Raw genomic sequence first — 21,245 nt, 5'->3', positions numbered from 1 at the left:
GCCGTGATCCGGCTTCTGACCGCCCGTCAGCCATGGACTTCCCCGCACACCACCAGGCCCCGGCAGACCGGCTTCCGGGTGACCTCGTCCACCACCGGCACCGCTGCGATCCACTGCAGCACCGGGCTCGGCCGCCGCAGCACCCGCTCCAGGCGAGGTTCGGAGAGCTTGAGCACCAGGAGCTCGGTGAACTCGTCGTCCTCGGTCCACACCCGCAGGCCCGCCCGCTGCGCCCGGGCCCGCAGGCTCGCCAGGTCGGCCCGCCGCCACCGCCACCACCAGCTGCCCGGCAGTGCCGGGGCCCGGTGATGGATCGCCAGCAGCTCGTCCAGTTCGACGAGTTGCTGCACCACCGGGCGGTCCTCCGGGCCGGGCCGCGTGCGGGAGACGCACACGGCCAGCTCGGCGAGCAGGTTGACGGCCCGGCTGCGCAGACCCTCGGTGGTCCACGGCTGCCAGTCGTGGGCGGGGGTGTCGAGCAGCCGCCCCAGGCCGGGGTCGAGCGCCAGCAGTTCGAGGGCCTGCTGCACCCGCACCGCCTGCGCCACCACGAGGTGCTCCGGGTCCGGGGTCCCGGAGAACTCCGGGGGCAGAGCGCGGCCGGGGGCGGCCCGGCCGTGGGCCTCGGTCAGCAGGCCGCGTACCTGCTCCCGGGCCGTCTCGTCCAGATCCGGCCACTGCGGCCGGTCGAGCCACACCCAGGGGCGCTCCGAGGCCGGGCCGCCCCGCTCCAGCACCGGGACGGCCGCCCCGGGCCGCGCGCCCTCGTCCGGTCCGGTCCCACCCGGCTGAGCGCCGAACCGGTGCGCCGTCTCGGCGAACCGGCGGGACAGCCCCAGGCGCTCCTCGTCCGGCAGCCGCAGCAGAGCCAGGTGGATCCGTGCCCAGAGCCCTTCGGCGTCCGGATCGTTCGGGCTGGGGTCACCACCGAACGCGCCGCTGTCCCCCTGGATCTCACTCCACGACTCCTCGGCCTGCCGCGCCAGCTCGACCTGGAGGAGGCGACGGCGATCGGCGGCCAGCTCGGCCCGGAGCAGGCTCAGCCGTGCGTCCGCCTGCTCCCGCTCGTGCCGCACCCGGTCCAGCCCGGTCAGGGTCGTGGCGGCCTGGTCCTGCCGCACCGCCGTGTCCGCGCGCAGCTGCGCGGTCTGCCGGTCCAGCTCCTCGGCGTCGTGCCGGGCCGCGTCGTGCTCCTCGACCGCCCGGCCGTGCAGCTGCGCGGCCCGGCCGCGCAGCGCCTCGGCAGCGCTCCGCTGCTCCTCGAACTCCCGCTGGGCGGAAGCGAGTTCCCCGTCCGCCTCGGCCTTCTGCCGCTCGGCCTCCCGCAGGTCGGCCCGGGCCCGGTCCCGCTCCGCCTGGCTCCGGGCGGAGCCCTCCCGGAGGGACTCGGCCTCCGCCCGGAGCCGCAGGACGTCAGCATCCAGCTCGGCAGCCAGGGTGCGCTGCTCCTCGGCCCGGCGCAGGCACGCCTGATGCTTCTGACGGGTGGTCAGCAGCAGCACCGCGGTCGATGCCTCGCTCCGTTCCGCGTCGACCAGCTCCGCCCGGGCACGCTCCAGCTCGTCGAAGCGCCCGGCCAGCCGACCGGTGGCCCGGTGCAGCTCGTCCTGTGCCGCGTCCAGGCGGACGCCGACCGTCGCGACGAGGTGACGGACCTCGGCGGAGGCACGGGCCACCTCCTGGAGGACCGCCGCCGCCCGGGTCAGATCCAGGGCGAACGCGTGCAGGGCGTCCTCCGACTCCCCGCCGACCCGCCGGGCGGCGTCGGCCAGCGCGCTCCGCACGGTCTGCCCCGCGCGGCGGACCTCCTCCGCCTCGGCCAGCGTGTCGTGCGCGGTGCCCCGGACACCGTCGGCCCGGTCGCCGACGCTTCCCCCGTCGGATCCGTCCGTCCCGCCGCCGATCCGGTCGCCGCTCATCAGTGCTCTCCGCTCTCGGGGTCCCAGCCCGCGATGTCGCTCGTCCCGCGCCGCTCCATCGGGAGCCGGTGCACCCAGCCGGGCTGCCGTTCGGCCTCGCGGATACTGGCCGCCCGGGGTGAGGGCAGCACGCCCCGGTGCAGGCGCAGCACCCCGCGCGCGTCCAGGGACACCGTCAGCCGGGCCACCCCGGCCGCCGGATTGCCCGCCGGGATGCGCAGCCGGTCGATCAGCCGGGGCTCGCCGCCCTGCGGGTCGCCCAGGTAGACGTACAGGTGCTGGACGGCGCCGGGGCCGAGGTCCATCGTGGTGAACCGGCCGGGCGTCGGCTCCACCAGCGGGTCCGGCTGGTCCCCGATGTGGAAGAGCTCCTCGAAGTACGAGAGCAGGGTCTGCTCCCCGTGGTTCGCCCCGGCGGGGAAGAGCTCGGTCGGGGCGTACCCGGCACTGCCCCACTCGTGCGGGGAGGCGATGACCGGCGCGTCCATCCGGACGGTGCCGTCGGCCGGGCGCTCGCCGAGCCGGATGCCCGGCAGGTCGTGCTCCATGAGCCTGAGGAAGGTGCCCTGCTCCAGGCCGGTCCGGTCCGGCAGGGCGTAGTGCTCGCGCCCGCCGTGGCAGAACTCCACGGCGAAGGTCAGCCGCTCGTCCACGACGAACCGGATCTGCATGGCGGGCTGCCCGTCGAAGTCCCAGACCGGGGTGCGCAGGTCGCAGCCGGCCCACTCCGCCCGCTGCTGGATGTCGGAGGTGGCCCAGGTGAGGTCGTTGGTGCCGTGGCGCGGCCGGATGATCTGGGCCTGGCGGAGCACCCGGCGCCAGCCGGAGACCAGGCCGAGGGTGCCCGAGGCGTCCAACTGCTCGTAGTAGGTGCCGGAGTGGAACAGCGGCTGGTTGCTGCCGCCGGCCATGGCGCGCACCACGAAGTCGCAGGGCAGCGAGGAGAGCAGCCCGCGCGGGAGGAAGGCCAGCTCGGAGCGGGGCAGCGGCCCGGCGCCGGCCAGGTTCACGCCCACCCGGGCCTGCATGTCGCTCAGCCAGGCCGCGCCGATCGAGGTGGCCTGCTTGGTGAGGAAGCCGGACTCGGAGGTCAGCCGGCTCGGGTCCCAGCCGGGGGTCCGGTCGTTCCCGGGCAGGGTCTCGGTGAGGCGTTCGGTCAGCGTCTGCCGCACCAGCGGCATCGCGCTGCTGCGCCCGCACAGCACCACCTGGTCGAGGATCGGCTCCTCTTCGGTCCGGCGCTTGAACGCGTCGCCGACCAGGCCGGCGGCCATGCTCGCCACCTGCCGCAGCGGCGGCGTGATCAGCAGACGGAGCTCCTCCTTGGGGAGCCGGATCTCGGGCCGGTCGGTGAGCTGCTTGTCGATCCGTTCCAGCAGGCTCTTCAACTCCGGGTCGGGGAAGAGGAGGTCGTCCCCGTCCTCCTGGATCTCGGTCTCCGGGTCCCCGCCCAGGGCCCGCTTCACCCGCTCGGCCACCCGCCAGAGGGTGGCGAACGCCTCCAGCCGCGCCGCCCGCGCGTTCTCCTTGAGCGGCAGGTCGACCCCGCGCTCGCGGACGTGCGTGGGCACCGCCCGCCGCAGCACCTGGCCGACCTCGGGCCGGACGATGGTGTACGGGTGGCCGCTGACCTCGCGGGCGACGAGCGCCGACAGCCCGTCGGAGTCGGCGCCGAGCTGACCGGGCGTCAGGCCCACCGCCATCAGGTGCTGGTGGAGCACGTCGAAGAGCCGCGCCTTGAGCCAGTAGAAGACGTGCAGGGTGAGCAGGTCGCCGCCGAGCTGCCGGTCGCCGATCGTGCCGAGCACGCGCGGCTCGAGCTCGTAGTTGCGTCCGGAGACGAAGGCCTCGGCCGGCTCCAGCGGGTGGGTCCGGTCCCGGAGGACGAACTCCAGCAGGGCGATGTCGGTGGTGCCGCCGCCGATGTCGACCACCAGCATGGTCCGCATCCAGCCGCCGGCCACGCCGACGACCGGACGGGAGGACGCGCGCAGCTTCTCCAGGCCGAGGTCCAGATTGGCCGTCAGGTCCCGCATCAGGAAGTACAGGCCGGCCGCCAGGCCCTCGTCCACGGTCAGCTGGACGTCGGCGATGCCCAGACCGCGCTGGACCAGGGTGCGCAGCTTGGCGCGGGCCTCGGGGAACGCGGAGGTGGGGTAGGTCAGCAGGACCTTGCCCAGGTGCGGGGCCCGCCCCGACGCGCTCCCGTGCCGCTGCTGCTCGGCCCGCTTGATCAGCAGGTACAGCAGGTGCTGGGTCAGGTGGACCGTGGGTGGCCCGTCCGGCAGGTCGGTGGGCCCGGCCGGGTTGAGCAGGCGGCGCTTGAGACCGCGCCAGGTGCCCTGCCCCTCGGGGGCTAGGGCGTAGCCCTTCCCGCCGTGCTGTGAGACCTGGACGTCGTTGCCGTCCGGAGGGTAGTCGCGCAGCTCGCTGGGCGGTGCCATGGTCGAGCTGCCGCCCTCGATCGGGGTGAACTCGACCGGCCCCAGCTGGTTGAAGGCCAGCGGTGGGGTCGCCACGGCCGCGGTGACGGCCCGGTGGACGCGGTCCGCCAACCAGGCCCGCAGCTCGGGGTCACGGCTCTGGCCGCGCAGGTGCTCGATCCAGAGCAGCAGGCGGGCGGTGGCCGCCGGATCGTCGAGGCGGGTCAGCAGGGCCTCCCCGGTGACCCGGACGCCGCCCAGCCCGCCGAGTTCGAGGTACTGCTCGCGGAGCCGCTTCAGCTGCTCGTGCCAGGCCTTCGGTACGGACTCGTCGGGGGCCGCGAGGCCGCGCAACTCCCGTGCCAGCACCCGGTGCTGACCGGGGTCGACCAGGCCCGAGGGGTTGACGTCGAGCACCAGGGTGACGGTGCTCGCGGTACTGCCGAAGTCGACCGCCGCGATCCAGCCGTCGCCCGCCACCGTGTCGGCCGCGCGCAGCGGCAGGTACTCCGGCACCGCCCGGGGCTCGCTGGGCAGCGGCCGGCCCGGCGGCCAGAACTCCAGCACCACCGAGGCCGAGGCGCTCGCGACCAGCCCGTCGTCCGGCCGGGTGCCGGTCCGGCGGTAGGCGACCGTCCAACGGAGCGTCAGCCGCACCGGGTCCTCGGCGGGCGGGAACAGCAGGCCCACCGGTACGCGGTCGCCGTGGGAGATCCGCAGCAGGCCGTCCACCGTGGCCGTGACGGGCGCGGCGGTGGACCAGGGCCGGGTGAGTGCCGCGGCCAGCGGGGCCGGCACGGGCATCCCGTCCGGGTCCAGCACCTCCACCTGGGCGGGCAGGGTGGCCTGGAGGTGCATGGCCGGACCGGTCTGCTCCAGGGCCACGTCCGGCAGCAGGTACCCCTTGGCGTCGGGGACCAGCCGGAAGGCCGCGCTGCCGGTGGGCACCACCCGGGCCGGTGCGGCCGGGCGGACCGGCCCGGTGCCGTAGGGGGCGTCGCCCGGACCGTCCTCGGCCGGAGCGGAGAAGACGATGGTGATCTCGCTGTTGCTCATGGCGCTCAAGCCCCCTGCGGGTCGGTCGGGTTCCAGTACCGGAAGAGGTCGTCGACGGTGGGCGCGGGCGCGTCCGGTGCGCCGCCGTCCTGCCCCCGGTAGGGGTCCGGGCCGGGTCCGGACGGGTCACCGTCGGGCTCCTCCCGGGCGGACGGGGGCGGCCCCGGTTCGAACGCCCCCGGCTCCAACAGGCCGGTGGCGATCAGGTCGAGGCGTTGCTGCAGGAAGCCCTGGACCCGCCGCAGCGCCTGGTGCAGGCGGAGGGTGGTGTGGTCGGCGGCGGCATCGGCGACCTCGGCCCGCATCTGGAGCACGGCGAGCGGATGCCGGTTGCGCTCGTCGGCCGTGAGGGTCTGCACGATCGCCCGGGAGTGCCACGGCTGGGCGTGCGCGCGCTGGAGCGGGAAGCGCTCCCCGGCCTCCTGCACTCCTCCCTCGAAGAGCCTGGGAGTGTGGGCCTTGAGACCCTCGACCAGAGCGCGCAGGCCCAGGCGGTCGGAGAACATGCCGAGCGCCCCGGGATCACCGGTGCGGGCGATGAACAGGGACGGCAGCAGGGCGGCCGAGTCGGCGTCGGAGTCGATCCACTCCCGCAGCGGCTCGAACTCCGGCTCCCAGTACGCCAGCCAGTCGTCCAGCCAGAGCCGGACGAGCTCCTGGCCACCGGTGCTGAAGCGCTTCAGCACGGCGAGGAAGTCCCGCTCGACCGCCTCGGTGCTGTCCCCCGGATGACCGGCCGCCGAGACCTCCGACGGCTTCGGAGCCAGCGGATCGACGAAGTCGTCGGGCGCCGCCGGCCGGGGTGCGGGGGTGCGGGGCACCAGCAGGTCGGTGCTCAGCCGGGCCCGGTTGAGCACCACCGCCCAGCCCTCGCCGTCGGCCACCGCCGCGCGGACCTGCGCGGCCACCGCATCGGCCCGGGGCGGCGGCGGCCCGACCAGCCGGTACCCGCCCGCGGTCGCCCCCGTCCGCATCGCCGCGAAGTCGGAGGACACGGTGTCGAGCAGTTCGCGCAGTTCCTGGAAGCGTTCGGCGGCCTCCAGGTAGGCGTCCTGCGGCAGCGGGGACCGGGCGCGCCGGAGCTTGCGCAGGTCCTTCAGGGCGGCGAGCACCTCGTCGCCGGCCCGCCGCGCGCGCTCCAGCTTCTGCGCGCCCCCGTAGCGCTTGACGTGTCCGGCGATCGCCCGGCGCAGCGCGCCGATGCCGCCGTCCTCCTCGTAGGCCCGGAGCCGTACGGTCCAGGGGTTGCCCGGCGCGGCCCGGTCCAGGTCGTCCGCGTACCGCTCCCAGCCGAGCCCGCGCTCGGCGGCCTCGCTGATCCGGACGTGCTCGATGACCGCCAGGGTCCTGGGGGAGACGCCGTCGAGCGACTGGCCCTCGCGCAGCAGTGCCCGGGCCGGGGACACCAGGTGGATGCGGTCGGTCGCGGCCTTCGTACCGACGAACTCCGGCGCGAAGGCGTTCAGCGAGCGCAGGCACCACACCCGGTCCAGCCCGGCGGCCAGGCCGTCCGGGACACCGTTGACGATCGGGCGGGCGATCCCGTCGAACTTGCCGGCCGCCACCAGGGCCGCCGTCTCCAGGGCCGGGCCGGTGCGCTGATCGGCCGTCAGCATGTTCCAGAAGTCCTGGGCGTCCTTCGACGGCAGCTTGTCGGTCGGGAGCACCACCAGGATGGAGTGCATGTCCTTCAGCGCCTCCCGGCTCAGGTGCCGGTCGCGGCCGTACGAGCCCGCCGCGCCGATCCCCGGGAAGTCCACCAGCTGGACCACGGGTGCGCCGAACTCCTGCTCCAGATCCCAGAGTTGTGGATCGACCGCGATGCTCAGCTCGATCCGCTCCACCAGCGGGAGACAGGCGTGCAGGGCCGCCAGGTCCTCCGAGATCGTCTCCAGCCGCAGGTTCAGCTGCCGGGGCAGCGGCGGCTGCCCGGTCGGCGCCGTCGGCGGGTCGAGCTCCATCGCCCCGCGCACCCGGGCCACCGCCACCGACACCGAGGAGCCCAGCAGCCCCTGCTGGCCGCGGTGGGCGTCGCGGATCCGGCAGAGCTCGCGCGCCGCGCCCTGGTGCACCGGATCGACCGTGCTGAGCGACTGGCCCGCCGGAGGCTGCTCCCACAGCCGCCGGTGCCACGCGTCGAACGCCGACCAGCCGTTCGGGCCGAGCACCGGGTCGAATCCCGCCAGCGCGGCCTGCGCGCCGAGGTCCGGCCGGTCCTTGTGGATCCGGTCCACCATCGAGACGACGATCTCCTGCACCGAGGCGGCCAGCCGCTCGGGGCTCATGAAGCTGACCGTCGCGTTCGTGCCGAGCAGCCCGGTGCCCTGCCCGGCCGTCCCCTGACGCAGCGTCAGCACCGTGATGTTGCCGGTCGTCGGCTGGTCCTCCACCGGCAGCAGGCCGGGCCACCGCAGCATCGTGCCGAGCAGCAGCGACTTGCCCACGTTGAACGGGCCGACCACGCCGAACGCGACCGGCGCCGCCACCCGCCGGGTCAGGGTGTCCGCAGCGCGGCGCAGCCGCTCGCGGGCGGCTTCCTCCTCCTCGGTGGCCCCGTCCGGTGGCGGGGCGTTCAGGTGGTCGAGGACGGCCCGGGCGCGTCGGGCGAGGTCGGGGAGTGAGAGTTGCTGGGACACGGTGCCTCCCTGCCGCCGGGTGCGGACGGCTCGCTCTGAGGGTGCGACCCGTGGCGAGGACGGGTCGTGCGGGGTCGGTTCGGGCGGACCCGGCGCCGGTCCGTGACGCGGCGGCGGGTCCGTGCGTGCTCTCGGTCCGTGCGTGTTCCCGGTCCGTGGGGTGCTGTCGGTCCGTGGGTCGGGGCGAGTCCGTGGGTCGGGTCAGTCCGTGAGGAAGAAGAGTTCGAGGCGCACCGAGTTCGGTGTGCCGCCGCCGTCGAAGTACGGGCGGATCAACTGCGGGTTCTGTTCCGGGAAGAACGTGGGGGCCCAGTCGTGCACGCCCGGTGCGACCTGCTTCGCCAGCCGGCTGCTGCGCTGCTCCTGCACGGCGCAGCCCGCGCAGTCCGCGGCCGTCCCCCAGACGAAGACCATCGCGGCCCGCCGTCCGGCGTACCGGTCGAGCTGGCCGAGCACGCCCTCGCGCACCTGGGCCAGCGCGCGCGGGGTGCCGTTCAGCACCCCGGCCACGTCCACGTCGGTCACCGTGACCGACTTGCTGTCCGGGTCGAGGCCGCGAGCGGAGGTGCGGGACGGTGCCGGAGAGGGAGTGGGGGAGGGCGTAGGGGTGGCGCTGGACGGTGCCGCGGAGGACGGGGCGCCGGACGGTGACGCGGTCGGGCCCGGCGCCGCACTGGTCACCGGCTGACCGCCGAGGACCACGACCACCAGCATCAACAGCACGTCGGCGAACAGCCATCCGGCCATCAGCCCCGGAGACAGCCGCCCGTCCCCGCGCCCGCTCACCACGGCTCCCGTCCGTCCTCCGGCGACGGCCCGTCGGGCTGCTCCGGGCCGGGCGCCCGGCCCTGCCCCAGCGTGGCCGCGTGCCGGGTCAGCAGCGCGTCCAGCTCGTCCACCCGCTCGGCCAAGGTCAGGCTGCTGTCCCGTACTTCGGCGTGGAGCGACGCGGAGAGCGCCACCACCGCCAGCTCGTAGGCGTTCCCGATGTGTTCGGCCCCGGCCTGGGCCGCCGTCGCCAGCTCGGCAGGGAACGCCTCCACCTGCCGGGAGAGCGCGACGGCCGCCGCCGCCACCCCGGCCACGGCGCTGGTCAGGGCCGCGCGCCGGACCTGCTCGTCCTGCTCCGCCGCCTGTGCACGGGCAGTCAGCTCCTCCGCGTGCCGCTCGGCCGCGCTCTGCAACTCGATCTTCTGGAGGGAAAGTTGCTCCTCCGATGCCCGCGCGGACGCCTCCAGGACCTCCCGGGTGCCGTCCGCCATCCGCCCGGCCGTGGCCTCCAGACCCGCCGTCGCCAAGGCGACCGCCTCGGCGACGGACCGGGTGAATCCGGCGGACTCCTCCTGGATCGACTCGCGCAGCCTGGTCGTCTCCCGCTGCACGCCCTCGGCGGCGACGGCCGCCCGCGTGGTGGCATCGGTCAGCTGCCGGGCCCGCTCCTCGACGGTCGTGACCGCCCCCATCAGGCCGTCCGCCGCCCGGGCCAGCTCGCCGGTCGCGGCGGTGGCCTGGTGCAGCAGTGCCACCGCACGTCCCTGCGCGTCCGAGGACTGTGCCAGGAGGGACCTCAACTCTGCTGCTGCTCCTTGTAGTTGTTGGACGAAGGTGACCGGCTCGGTGTGGGCGAGGGCGGTCGCCCGGGCCTCCGTCCTGGCCAGCACGTCGGCGAGCCGGCGCAGCAGCTCCTGGTCCTCCCGTTCGGTGCGCTCCTCCCACCGCTGCCTCCAGAGGGTGAGTCCGACCAGGGCGAGCAGCAGGCCGACGGTGTAGGCGACGAAGAAGTCGAAGCGCAGCAGGGTCGGCAGCTGTCCGCCGAATCCCTGCTGCCACAACTCCAGGAACGTGCCGTTGAGTTGCCCCGTGGTTCGGCTCCGCTGCTGTCCGTAGGCCCAGACCGCGAAGCCCAGGCCGCTCCAGGTCACCATCAGTGGCAGGAACATCTGGACGGAGGCGGTGGAGCGGATCCAGCCGACCCACACCGCCTGCCGGTCGGTCCGGGGGAGCAGAGCTCCGGGTGTGGCGTAGACGGCGACCAGGCTTCCCCCCGACCACTGGGACAGGTCCTTGCCCGACTCCAGGGCCGTCGCCAGCTCGCGCAGCAGGTCGCAGCGCGGTGACAATCGTTTCTCATCCGCCAATTGGCGTAGTTCAGATGCGAGTTGTTCGTCGATTGCTGATGGTCTCGATGCCTTCGGCATCCTGGGCCCGCCCCTCCCCGACCGGGCTGTGGCATGCCGAGGCCGTTGCGAAGAGGCGCCGGATCAGGCCACAAGGTCGATCCGTCATCTGACGGATCGTCAGGCAGGAGTATAAAATCTCGAACCCCGTCGGATGAAGTGATTGTCCAATCTTCGTTGTCCGATTTTGAACTCACCATCCTGCCGAGGAAGTTGTACAGTCCACTGCTCGCTTTCGGGGGCGAAGTGCCTGTCATGGACAAAGTCAGAATTCCTGCATGTCGGCCAGGAGCCGGCGGATGGCGGTCCTTAGAATCGGATTTCCTGTCATGAACGAGCCCAGGAGCCTGCCGTGATGACGGTGCCTCAGCCGAGTGTGAGTGTCGGTCCGACCGATGTTCCGTTGTTGGATCTGACGATCGGGGAGGTGTTCGAGCGGGTGGTGTCGGAGTCTCCGGGGCGGGAGGCTCTGGTGGATGTGCCGAGTGGGCGGCGGTGGACGTACGGGGAGTTGGCGGTCGAGGTGGAGCGGGTGGCTCTGGGGTTGGTGGGTCTGGGGGTGGTGGCGGGTGATCGGGTGGGGGTGTGGGCGCCGAACTGTCCGGAGTGGGTGTTCGTGCAGTTTGCGACGGCTCGGGTGGGTGCGGTGCTGGTGACGGTGAATCCGGGGTACCGGTCGCATGAGGTGGGGTATGTGCTGCGGCAGTCTGGGGTGCGGACGGTGGTGGCGGCGCGGTCGTTCAGGTCCTCGGACTACGCGGGGATGTTGGCGGAGGTGCGGCCGTCGTGTCCGGAGTTGGTGGACGTGCTGCTGATCGGGTCGCCGGAGTGGGAGGACCTCCCGGCCGGAGACCCGGAGGTGCTGCGCTCGGTGGCGGCGGAGCTCCGCGCCGACCAGGCGATCAACATCCAGTACACCTCCGGCACCACCGGGCACCCCAAGGGAGCCACCCTGTCGCACCACAACATCCTCAACAACGCCCGCCTCACGGGTCTGCTGTGCGGGTACACGGAGCAGGAGCGGATCTGCGTGCCGGTGCCGTTCTACCACTGCTTCGGCATGGTGGCCGGCAATCTCGCGGCGTTGACCCACGGGGCGTGCGTGGTGATCCCGGCGCCTGCGTTCGATCCGGCCGCGACGCTGCGGGCGGTGGAGGCGGAGCGCTGCACGTCGTTGTACGGGGTGCCGACGATGTTCATCGCGGAGCTGAGCGAGCCGGGTTTCGCGGAGTACGACCTCGGGAGTCTGCGGACGGGCATCATGGGCGGCTCGCCGTGCCCGGTGGAGGTGATGAAGGAGGTGGTGGAGCGGATGGGCATGCGGGACGTGTCGATCTGCTACGGGATGACCGAGACCTCGCCGGTCTCTACCCAGACCAGGTTGGACGATTCGCTGGAGCGCCGGGTCTCGACGGTGGGCCGGGCGGGCCCGCACCTGACGGTGAAGGTGGTGGACCCACGGACCGGAGAGACTGTCCCCTGTGGCACCCCTGGCGAACTCCTGGTGCAGGGATACGCGGTGATGCTCGGGTACTGGGCGGACCCGGAGCGGACCGCCGAGGCGGTGGACGCCGAGGGGTGGATGCGCACCGGCGACCTTGCGGTGATGGACGAGCAGGGCTACCTCACCATCACCGGGCGGATCAAGGACATGGTGATCCGGGGCGGGGAGAACCTCTACCCGCGCGAGATCGAGGAGTTCCTCTACACCCACCCCGACATCCTGGACGCCCAGGTGATCGGCGTCCCCGACCAGCGGTACGGCGAGGAGCTGATGGCCTGGGTCAGACTCCGCCCCGGGGCCGTGGAGTTGACCCACGACGGGCTGCACGCCTTCTGCGCCGGTCGGATCGACCGCCACAAGATCCCGCGCTACCTGCACCTGGTGGACGAGTACCCGATGACCGTCACCGGCAAGGTCCGCAAGGTCGAGATGCGCGAACGGGCGATCGACCTGCTGGGCCTGCACCGGGTGGCGGAGGCCGGGCGCGCCTGACCGATGAGGGTGCGGGTGTGCGTGTCCTGCCGGCGGAGGACGACGAGCCGGTCGCCCGGGCCCCGACGCCCAGGCCCCGACGACCGGGTGGTCGGGCTGGAGCCGGGCGCCGACGGCGGTGGGGCCGCCACGCTGGCCCAGGCCCCGGGCGGCGGCCTCGCGGTCCGGACCACCCTCAGGATCGTTACCCGGAGCGGCCGTTGGGGGTCGGCTGCCGGAGAGGTGCGGTCAGCCGCAGTGGCGGTGCTGGGTGTGGACGGCGGCCCGGTCGCCCTCGCACGGGCTCGCGGTCGCGGGGGTGGCGGTGACCAGGCCGAGACCGCCGAAGGCCATGATCAGGGCGACGGTGGACCGGAGGGTGCGACGAAGACGCACGGGGACTCCTCGGGGGGACGAGTGCTCGATGCCGGTGGGGTTCCCGGCGCACAAGACCCTAGGGAGTGCGGAGGGTGGCGAAACGGTTCAGCGTTCCGCGACACTCCGGAGGAAAACCGTGCGCGTCCGCCGGCGGTGCGGTGGGCCGCTCAGCCCTCGGCGGGGAGGACCGAGGAGTGGTGGTTGACGATCAACCACTTCCCGTGGCGCTTCTCGTACTCGTACGTGTAACGCGCCTCGACCGGTTCGGTGACGCCGGTCTTCGGGTCGGTCAGGTGGAAGCGGTAGACACCCGCGTCGATGGCGGAGTCCCTGTCCAGGACGTTGACCACCGAACGGACCTTCTCGCCGCGCGGCTTCTTCCGCAGGAAGTGCACGAAGTAGTCGGTGATCTCGGCCCGGTTGGTGCGGATCCGCGGGGAGGCGGTGGGCAGCAGCACCGCGTCCTCGGCGTAGCGGTCGGCGACCGCGGCCGGATCGCCGGTCCGCAGCGCGGCGTTCCACTGGTCGAACAGGGCGGCTATCTCGCGCACCCCGGCCTTGCCCCGCCGGTCGTCGCCGCCGGCCCGGGCGACCCCGGCGGTGACGGTGACCGCTGCGGCCAGGGTGACGGTGGTGGCCGCGAAGACCCGGGATCGGGTGCTGCGGTGACGGTTCATCAGTGCTCCGGTTCTGCTCGGTGGCCGGTGCCCCCACTCTCTCGATCGGCCGGGCAGCGCCGGTACAGGAGAGGTGCGAGGGAGCGGAAGGGGGCGGAAAGGGGCGGACAGGGTTGCGTACGGCCGTGGGACATGGCCAGACAACCGGCTCTGCAGAGCAGGACAACTCGGCGCGTTGGCAGGCGTTCGCCAGGTGTACCGCGGGCAGCCATCAAGGGTCCGCCGGGCGGTCCCCGAGGAGCGTTTTCCTTGGGGCCGCCAGATCTCCTCCCCCTCACCCTCCCGAGGTCACAGCCACCCATGACCAACATCGATCGCCGCCGGTTCCTCCAACTCGCCGGTGGCACCGCCGCGTTGACCATGCTTTCGGACTCCATCGCCCGGGCTGCCGCGATCCCCGCGCAGGGTGGCACCGGCACCATCCAGGACGTCGAGCACATCGTCGTGCTGATGCAGGAGAACCGGTCCTTCGACCACTACTTCGGTGCCATGAAGGGCGTCCGGGGCTTCGGCGACCCGCGCCCGGTGACGCTGCCCAGTGGCAAGTCGGTGTGGAACCAGTCCAGCGGCGGCAAGGTCACCCTGCCGTTCCGTCCGAACTCCGCCAAGCTCGGCATGGAGTACCTCCAGGGCCTCAACCACGACTGGGCCGGCGGCCAGTCGGCGTTCAACAAGGGCAAGTACGACAACTGGATCCCGGCCAAGACCACCGCCACGATGGCCTACCTGACCCGGCAGGACATCCCGTTCCACTACGCGCTGGCCGACGCCTTCACGATCTGCGATGCCTACCACTGCTCGCTGATCGGCTCGACCGACCCGAACCGCTACTACCTCTGGAGCGGCTACACCGGGAACGACGGCACCGGCGGCGGCCCGGTCATCAACAACGCCGAGGCGGGCTACGGCTGGACCACCTACCCGGAGCGGCTGGAGGCGGCCGGGGTCTCCTGGAAGGTCTACCAGGACATCGGCGACGGCCTGAACGCGGCCGGCTCCTGGGGCTGGATCAACGACGCCTTCCGGGGCAACTACGGCGACAACTCGTTGCTCTACTTCAACAGCTACCGCAACGCCCAGCCCGGCAGCCCGCTGTACGAGAAGGCCCGCACCGGCACCAACGCCAAGGCGGGCGAGGGCTACTTCGACCGGCTGCGCGCCGACGTGCAGGCCGGCACGCTGCCCAAGGTGTCCTGGATAGCCGCGCCGGAGGCGTTCTCCGAGCACGCCAACTGGCCCGCCAACTACGGTGCCTGGTACGTCTCGCAGGTCCTGGACGCGCTCACCTCCAACCCGGACGTGTGGGCCCGCACCGCACTGTTCATCACCTACGACGAGAACGACGGCTTCTTCGACCACGTCGTCCCGCCGTACCCGCCGTCCGGCGCCGCCCAGGGCCTGTCCACCGTGCCGACCACGCTGGACTACTTCCCCGGCAAGACCGGCTACGTGGCCGGCCCCTACGGTCTCGGGCCCCGGGTGCCGATGATCGTGGTCTCGCCCTGGAGCACCGGCGGCTACAGCTGCTCGGAGACCTTCGACCACACCTCGGTGATCCGCTTCATCGAGAAGCGCTTCGGGGTGAACGAGCCGAACATCTCGCCCTGGCGCCGGGCCGTCTGCGGCGACCTCACCTCGGCCTTCGACTTCTCCCGGAGCGGCTCCGCCGCCGCGCTGCCCTCCACGGCGGCCTACTACCCGCCGGACAGGAACCGGCACAGCGACTTCCTGGCGGTCGCCCCGGCGGTCGGCTCGATGCCCCGGCAGGAGCCGGGCCGCAAGCCCACCCGTCCGCTCAAGTACGCCCCGTACGTGGATGGTTCGGCCGACGTCGCGGCCGGCAAGTTCAAGCTCACCTTCAGTGGCGGCCCGTCCACCGGCGCCCAGTTCTACGTGACCTCGGCCAACCGCACCGACGCCCCGTGGACCTACACCGCCGGCGCCGGAGCCTCCGTCGCGGACACCTGGAACACCACCTACTCGGGTGGGGTCACCGACCTCACCGTGCACGGGCCGAACGGCTTCCTGCGCCGCTTCCGCAACCCGGGCAAGACGGCCGGTCCGGAGGTGACGGCCCGTCACAACGGCAGCACCGGACAGCTCGACCTGACCTGCACCAACGCGGGCACCGCCACCACCGTCCTGACGGTGGCCAACGCCTACGGCAACACCACCCGCACGGTCTCGGTGGCCAAGGGCGCCACGGTCACCGTCTCGCTGGACCTGAGCGCGGGCACCCGCTGGTACGACGTCACCGTCACGGCGAACACCACGGCCGACTTCGTCCGCCGGTTCGCCGGAGTGGTGGAGACCGGTGTGGCGGGCCTCTCCGACCCGGGCATCCTGACCGGCTGAGCCGGTGACGGCCCCGGGCCGCCCGTGTCCTCGGCGAGGGCGCGGGCGGCCCGCAGGGCATCTGGCGGTGGCAGTCGGTCGGTGCAGCGCCCGGTGTCGGCCGGACTCCAGCGGACCGGCGGGTATGCGGTGCGGCCGGATGTGCGCACTCACCGGGCGACACCGGTCACCGATCCGGGAGCGCTGCCGTCGTGCGTGCGCCAGGAGGGTTGTCATCCGGCGGTTTGACGTGGCGTCAGTCGGATGCGGCGGTCCAGCTCATCAGCGGCGGGCGGACGGCCGCGCAGAGCGGGTGGCCGAGCCGGTCGGTCAGGCCGAGGCGGCCGGTCAGGTGACCGGTGGTCAGGGCCTGTCGGAGCACCTCGGGCGGTACGCCGTCCAGCATCAGCTTGGCGCGGCGGAACAGCTCCCGGGTGCCGGTGGGTGTGACGCCGGTCCAGGTGAGGTAGAGGAACCGCGCTCCGGGGCGGCCCTGGACGTACGGGCCGGTGAGGTCGTCGAGGCCCTTGGCGGTGCACTCGGCCGTCCAGCGGGCGGAGGGGGCGTCCCCCGGGACCGGGTCGAGCAACTCGTCTGCCCGGCCTTTGCGTTGCAGGCCGACCAGGATCTCGCGGTAGCCGGGGAAGCCGGGCCCGGGCGGGCAGTCGCGGCCGGGCAGGTCGTGTGCCTCGAGGTGGATCTGCATGCCGGTCATTGTGCCGCCGGGGTCCGACGGTGCGGCGGACCCCGGCGGTGGTGGTGCGGGTGTGTCAGGTGTGTCAGTGCAGCCGGACGGCCACCACGTCGTAGTCGGTGTCCGGGGTGGGCTCGGTGCCGAAGCGGGCGTTCGGCAGGTAGAGCCGGTCGCCGTGGGCCGCGACGGTGGCGGGCACCCGGAAGCGCGGGTCGGTGATCCGGCGGGTGACGGTGCCCCGGCGGCCGGCCGGGTCGAGGCGGACCACGGTGACCTCGTCGGCCTGGTTGCGCACCACGTAGAGGTCCCGGCCCCGGCGGAGCAGACCGTCGCCGAACGGCAGGCTCTGGCCGCCCAGATCGACCTTGGCGGTGCGGCCGGTGGCCGGGTCGATCCGCTGGAGGGCGCCGGTCGTCATGTTGACCACCAGCAGCGCACGGCCGTCCGGGGTGGTCTCGATGCCGTTGGCGTTGATCTCGTCCGGCACGTGGTCCACGTCCCCGGTGAGCTGACGGCGGATCACCTGGTCCGGGCGGGGCAGCCGTCCGCCCGGGCCGAGCGGGAGACCGTAGAGCACCGGCTTGAGCGACTCGGTGATCCAGACCACGTCCCTGGTGAGGACGACGTCGTTGACGAAGGTGTTCGCCAGGTCGGTGGAGAGCTGGTACGAGGCCAGCACCTCCCCGCTCCGGGTGTCCAGCACCCGGGCGTCGCCGCCCCAGGCGCCGGCCGTGAACAGCCGGCCCCGCCCGTCCGCCTTCATACCGAGCGAGGGCGTCCCGGCGGCCGGGCCGGGGTAGAGCAACTCTCCTCGGCCGGTGGCGAGTTCGTAGCGCAGTACCCGGCCGTCGGCCAGCGAGCCGAAGTAGGCCCGGCCCCGGTCGTCGATGGCGATGCCCTCGGGCCGGAAGCCGTTGGGCAGGGCGAAGCGGTCCGGCCAGTGGCCGGAGGGGCGAGCGGCGCCGGAGCGGCCGGGGTCGTCCGCCCCGGGCGCGGTGGAGCCGGTGGGCCAGTCGGGGCCCCAGCCCTCGCCGGTGCTGTCGGCGGCCGAGGCCGGGCCGGCCGGCAGGCCGAGCAGGGCCCCGGCGCCGACGGCGGCGCCGAGGCCGAACAGGGTGCGTCGTGACAGGTTTTCGGGCATGACGGATCGTCCTTCCCCCGTGGAAGCTGATGCCGCCCACTCCACCACACCGGGGCCGGTCCGCGCAGCACCGTGCGGGGCCGTCCGGCGAAGTGGGGGAGTGACCCTCCGGTAAGGATCCGGGGGAGGGAACGTGCCTACTGTGTCGGGTACTTGGCCGGCCGAGGGCGGTCAGGGCCGCTCGGTGAGGTAGCCGCCCATGGTGGTGAAGTGGTCGAGGGCGGGCAGCTCCCGTCCGTCGGCGGTCCGGACCCTGGTGACGGCCAGGCCGTGGGCCCGGCCGGTGCGGGCGTCCGGGCCGGCGACGATGACCACGGCGTCGCCCTCGCGGTAGAAGATCCGGCCGGGGGTGCCGCCGTAGCGCTGCTCGGACACCCGGGCGGCCAGGATCTCCAGCCGCTGCCCGCGGTGGTGGGTGAAGGCCGCCGGATAGGGGGCGGACTGGGCCCGGACCAGGCGGTCCAGGTCCTCGGCCGGCCAGCGCCAGTCGATCCGGATGTCCTCCTCCGCACGCTTGTGGAAGAAGGTGGCCGCGCTGCGGTCCTGCGGGGTGAAGTCGGTCCGCCCGGAGGTGATTTCGGCCAGTCCGTCGACGGTGATCGGGCCGAACAGCTCCAGCGTGCGGTGGAACAGGTCGGTGGTGGTGTCCCGGGGGCCGACCGGCACCGAGCGCTGGAGCACGATGTCCCCGGCATCCAGTCGGTCGTCCATCAGGTGCGCGGTGACCCCGACCTCGGTCTCGCCGTTCAGCAGTGCCCAGATCAGCGGGGAGAAGCCGGCGTACTTGGGGAGCAGCGAGTCGTGCACGTTGAGCGTGCCGTGGCGGGGGAGCTGGAAGATCCGCGGCGGGATCAGGGTGCGCCAGTTGGTGGCCACGATGACGTCCGGGTCGGCCTCCTTGAGGCGGGCGAAGAGCTCCTCGTCGTCGGGCCGGTTGCGCACCACCACCGGGACGCCGTGGGCCTCGGCCAGCTCGGCGACCGAATCGCTCCAGATCTTCTCGTAGGCGTGCTCGCTGGCGGGGTGGGTGACCACCAGGACGACGTCGTGCTCGGACTCCAGGAGCGCTCGGAGGGTGCGGTGGCCCCAGGTCTGATAGCCGAACATGACGACCCGCATGGAGGTTCCTCCTCGGAAGTGGCTGGCGGTGATGCCAGTAAAGCAAGGCTTACCTAAGTCGTGCAACGAATGCGAACTCAGGCCGTCGAATGGCCAGTTGTCGTCGGGTCAGCCGGTCGGACGATTGGGGGTGACTCGACATGGGCACTTGCACATTAACTTAGGCTTACCTAAGTTAGGTCCCGGTCCTGCCGGCCCCGCACGAATGGGAGCGACATGTCACAGGCTCTTCCCGACGGCGCACCGCCGGTCCTCGACCTGGTGGGTGTGGGTTTCGGCCCCTCCAACCTGGCGATGGCCGCGGCCCTCGAGGAGCACAACGCAACCGCCCCGGAAATCTCCGCCGTGACGGCGCGATTCCTGGAGCGGCAGCCCCGGTTCGGCTGGCACCGCGGCATGCTGATCGACGACGCCACCATGCAGGTCTCGTTCCTCAAGGACCTGGTGACGTTACGGAATCCGGCGAGCCGCTACAGCTTCCTCTGCTACCTCCAGAGCGTCGGGCGCCTGGTGGACTTCGTGAACCACAAGAGCCTGTTCCCGTTGCGGATCGAGTTCCACGACTATTTCGAATGGGCCGCCGCCCGGTTGTCCGGGCAGGTCGACTACGGCCATGCGGTGGTGGGGGTGCGCCCGGTCGAACGCGAAGGCGTGGTCGCCGAGTTGGAGGTCCGCTCGCGGGCCGCCGACGGTACCGAGACGCTGCAACGGGCCCGCAACCTGGTGCTCGCCCCCGGGCTGCGCCCGCGCCTCCCGGACGGGGTGGAGGCCGGCGAGCGGATCTGGCACACCAGTGAACTGCTGCACCGGGTGGAGAAGTTGGACCCCGACGAGCCCCGCCGTTTCGTGGTGGTCGGGGCCGGGCAGAGCGCTGCCGAGGCGGTCGGCCTGCTGCACCGCCGATTCCCCGCCGCCGAGGTCTGCGCGGTCTTCTCGCGCTACGGCTACAGCCCCGCCGACGACAGCTCCTTCGCGAACCAGATCTTCGACCCGGACGCCGTGGACGACTACTTCACCGCCCCGGAGGAGACCAAGCGCCGGCTGATGGGCTACCACCGCAACACCAACTACGCGGTGGTGGACCTCGACCTGATCGACGACCTGTACGGACGGGTCTACCAGGAGAAGGTGCTGGGCACCGAGCGGCTGCGGATGCTGAAGGCCTCCCGGCCGGTCGAGGTGCAGGCCGGGCCGGACCGGGTGCGGATCACCGTCGAGTCCCTGGTGACCGGCGAGACCACCCCGCTGGACGCGGACGCCGTCGTCTACGCCACCGGCTACCACCAGCCCGACCCGCTGGCCCTGCTGGGCGACCTGGCCGACCACGTGCTGCGCGACGCCGAGGGTCGGCCCCGGGTCGGCCGGGACTACCGGCTGCTCACCGGACCCGGGGTGGAGTGCGGCCTCTACCTCCAGGGCGGCACCGAGCACACCCACGGCATCACCTCCTCGCTGCTGTCGAACACCGCGATCCGGGTCGGCGAGATCCTCGACTCGGTGCTCGCCCACCGCGCCGCCGCGGCCGGTCGGACGCCGACGCCGACGCCGCCCGCGCAGCGGGCCGCCGCCACCACCAGCTGAACCACCCGGTACCACCTCCCTCCGCAATTCCCGGACGGGGAGGGCCGGTCCGCCGTGCCCGCCGCCGTCCGTCCTCGAAAGGAAGACCGTGCTCCACTCCGCAAGACGCCTCCCGCACGCGGCCGTCGCCGCCCTCGCCGCCCTCACCCTGGCCGCCTGCGGGAGCAGCGCCACGCCCTCCGCCCAGACCACCCCGACCGGGACCCCCGGCACCACCGGCGCGGCCGGCGGCGCCGGCTTCCCGGTCACCGTCCAGCACAAGTACGGCAGCACCGAGATCAAGGCCGCCCCCAAGCGGGTGGTCACCCTCGGCCTGTCCGACCAGGACGCGGTGCTCGCGCTCGGGGTCAAGCCGGTCGGTGCGGTCGACTGGTTCAAGGAGAGCCCCTACGGCAAGTGGCCGTGGGCCAAGGACCTCTGGGGCGGCACCCCGCCCCAGGTGGTCGGCGAGCGCGACGAGTACAACATGGAGAAGATCGCCGGGCTGAAGCCCGACCTGATCATCGCCCAGTACTCCGGCATGAAGCAGGAGCAGTACGACACCCTGCGCAAGATCGCCCCGGTGGTGGCCCAGCCGAAGGAGCACCAGGACTACGCCGCGCCCTGGCAGGTGATGACCCGGCAGATCGGCAAGTCGCTCGGGAAGGAGGCCGAGGCGGAGCAGAAGATCGCCGCGATCGGCGAGCGGTTCAAGGCCGTCAAGGCCAAGCACCCCGAGTGGGCGCAGCAGACGCTCACCATCGCCGACAGCTTCGAGGCCGGCAAGTACTCGGCCTTCACCAAGACCGACCCGAAGGCGATCTTCTTCAACGAGCTGGGCTTCAAGCTGAAGCCGGAGATCGACGGGCTCGCCAAGCCGGGCTGGAACGTGGCCGAGCTCAGCGCGGAGAAGCTCGACGTGCTCGACACCGACCGGCTGGTCTGGGTCACCTCCAGCACCGCCGCCAACGACCGGATCAAGGGCGAGCCGTTCTACCAGAAGCTGAAGGTGCACCAGGAGAAGCGGGACCTCTTCGTCCCGTACACCGACCCCGACGTGGGCGCGGCGTTCTCCTTCAACACCGTGCTCTCCATCCCGTACGCGATCGACCAGATCGAGCCGCTGCTCACCGCGAAGCAGTAGGGCGGGCACCGG

General features: G+C 72.7%; 14 protein-coding genes. 4 read left to right on the top strand and 10 right to left on the bottom strand.

Annotated elements, in window-relative coordinates:
- Positions 1–26: 26 nt before the first annotated feature.
- The 5 genes from ACIRBX_RS01110 to ACIRBX_RS01090 form a co-directional block, all read right to left on the bottom strand.
- On the bottom strand, positions 27–1,919 hold the full coding sequence (locus tag ACIRBX_RS01110) for a hypothetical protein (protein WP_402292977.1): 1,893 nt from the start codon (positions 1,917–1,919) through the stop codon (positions 27–29).
- Positions 1,919–5,398: a hypothetical protein gene (locus ACIRBX_RS01105; protein WP_402292976.1), complete on the bottom strand. Its 3,480-nt coding sequence runs from the start codon at positions 5,396–5,398 to the stop codon at positions 1,919–1,921. The genes ACIRBX_RS01110 and ACIRBX_RS01105 overlap by 1 nt, the downstream gene beginning before the upstream one ends.
- A 5-nt stretch (positions 5,399–5,403) precedes the next feature.
- Positions 5,404–8,034 carry a hypothetical protein gene (locus ACIRBX_RS01100; protein WP_402292975.1) on the bottom strand — a complete coding sequence of 877 codons (2,631 nt, stop codon included), beginning with the start codon at positions 8,032–8,034 and terminating at the stop codon, positions 5,404–5,406.
- A 201-nt stretch (positions 8,035–8,235) separates the two neighbouring features.
- Entirely contained in the window at positions 8,236–8,820 is a 585-nt protein-coding gene (locus ACIRBX_RS01095; RefSeq protein ID WP_402292974.1) for a hypothetical protein, read from the bottom strand.
- A complete protein-coding gene (locus ACIRBX_RS01090; protein WP_402292973.1) occupies positions 8,817–10,154 on the bottom strand; it encodes a hypothetical protein in 1,338 nt (445 codons plus the stop codon). Before ACIRBX_RS01090 ends, ACIRBX_RS01095 begins: the two co-directional genes overlap by 4 nt.
- A 412-nt stretch (positions 10,155–10,566) precedes the next feature.
- Between ACIRBX_RS01090 and ACIRBX_RS01085 the strand changes: the two genes are divergently transcribed.
- Positions 10,567–12,207: an AMP-binding protein gene (locus ACIRBX_RS01085; protein ID WP_402292972.1), complete on the top strand. Its 1,641-nt coding sequence runs from the start codon at positions 10,567–10,569 to the stop codon at positions 12,205–12,207.
- Positions 12,208–12,435: 228 nt separating this feature from the next.
- Here the strand turns inward: ACIRBX_RS01085 and ACIRBX_RS01080 are convergent, their stop codons facing one another.
- The gene (locus ACIRBX_RS01080; protein ID WP_402292971.1) at positions 12,436–12,582 is read right to left on the bottom strand and encodes a hypothetical protein; all 147 of its coding nucleotides are present in this window, start codon (positions 12,580–12,582) and stop codon (positions 12,436–12,438) included.
- Positions 12,583–12,731: 149 nt separating this feature from the next.
- Positions 12,732–13,241: an SgcJ/EcaC family oxidoreductase gene (locus ACIRBX_RS01075; RefSeq protein WP_402292970.1), complete on the bottom strand. Its 510-nt coding sequence runs from the start codon at positions 13,239–13,241 to the stop codon at positions 12,732–12,734.
- Positions 13,242–13,541: 300 nt separating this feature from the next.
- Here ACIRBX_RS01075 and ACIRBX_RS01070 point away from each other — a divergent pair, with 300 nt between their 5' ends.
- Positions 13,542–15,596, top strand: coding sequence for a phosphocholine-specific phospholipase C (locus ACIRBX_RS01070; protein WP_402292969.1), 2,055 nt, complete (start codon positions 13,542–13,544; stop codon positions 15,594–15,596).
- Between the two features lie 235 nt (positions 15,597–15,831).
- Here ACIRBX_RS01070 and ACIRBX_RS01065 read toward each other — a convergent pair whose 3' ends face one another.
- The 3 genes from ACIRBX_RS01065 to ACIRBX_RS01055 form a co-directional block, all read right to left on the bottom strand.
- Positions 15,832–16,281: a DUF5990 family protein gene (locus tag ACIRBX_RS01065; protein WP_402292968.1), complete on the bottom strand. Its 450-nt coding sequence runs from the start codon at positions 16,279–16,281 to the stop codon at positions 15,832–15,834.
- Between the two features lie 73 nt (positions 16,282–16,354).
- Positions 16,355–17,410, bottom strand: a complete 1,056-nt coding sequence (locus ACIRBX_RS01060; RefSeq protein WP_402292967.1) for an SMP-30/gluconolactonase/LRE family protein — start codon at positions 17,408–17,410, stop codon at positions 16,355–16,357.
- Positions 17,411–17,581: 171 nt separating this feature from the next.
- Entirely contained in the window at positions 17,582–18,529 is a 948-nt protein-coding gene (locus tag ACIRBX_RS01055) for a methionyl-tRNA formyltransferase (protein ID WP_402292966.1), read from the bottom strand.
- A gap of 216 nt (positions 18,530–18,745) precedes the next feature.
- On the opposite strand from ACIRBX_RS01055, the gene ACIRBX_RS01050 reads away from it, so the two are divergent.
- The gene (locus ACIRBX_RS01050; protein ID WP_402292965.1) at positions 18,746–20,110 is read left to right on the top strand and encodes a lysine N(6)-hydroxylase/L-ornithine N(5)-oxygenase family protein; all 1,365 of its coding nucleotides are present in this window, start codon (positions 18,746–18,748) and stop codon (positions 20,108–20,110) included.
- Between the two features lie 88 nt (positions 20,111–20,198).
- Complete coding sequence (locus ACIRBX_RS01045) at positions 20,199–21,233, top strand: iron-siderophore ABC transporter substrate-binding protein (RefSeq protein WP_402292963.1); 1,035 nt, start codon at positions 20,199–20,201, stop codon at positions 21,231–21,233.
- Positions 21,234–21,245: the final 12 nt, after the last annotated feature.

The organism is Kitasatospora sp. NPDC096147 (assembly GCF_044763225.1).
GTDB lineage: Bacteria > Actinomycetota > Actinomycetes > Streptomycetales > Streptomycetaceae > Kitasatospora.
The sequence above is the reverse complement of the archived record's forward strand: the minus strand, read 5'-3'. Positions and strand labels throughout refer to the sequence as shown.